1 protein-coding gene is annotated in these 389 nt (G+C 71.7%); it reads right to left on the bottom strand.

The features are described 5' to 3' along the window. A partial coding sequence (locus AAHZ94_RS35125) for a polyketide synthase dehydratase domain-containing protein (protein WP_349997693.1) occupies window positions 1-389 on the bottom strand: 389 nt, incomplete at both ends.

Raw genomic sequence — 389 nt, 5'->3', positions numbered from 1 at the left:
TCCTCATACACCCCACCCACCGACACCACCTCAGCACCCACCGGCGGCCACACCCCCAACCCCACCACACCCACCGGTTCGTCCATGGCCACGGGCGCATCACCCGGCGTGCCAGTTGCCGTGCTGCCGCCGGGCGACACCGCACCGGTCGCATGGCGGGCCCACTCCGCCCCGTCCCGGGCCGGGCGCGCATAGATGTCCAGCGAGCGGCGCCCGCCGTCCTCCGCGTCGCCGACCACCACCCGTACCCACGTCGCTTCGCCGGTTTCGTCCAGCACCATGGGTTGCTCGATGGCCAGTTCGTCGATCACCGGGCAGTCGACCTGGTCACCGGCGCAGATCGCCATCTCCACCAACGCCGTACCCGGCACCACCACCCGACCCTGCAC

The sequence above is a fragment of the Streptomyces sp. HSW2009 genome (genome assembly GCF_040240285.1).
Classification (GTDB): domain Bacteria; phylum Actinomycetota; class Actinomycetes; order Streptomycetales; family Streptomycetaceae; genus Streptomyces.
Note: the sequence above shows the minus strand (reverse complement) of the source record. Positions and strands in the feature narration are given on the sequence as shown.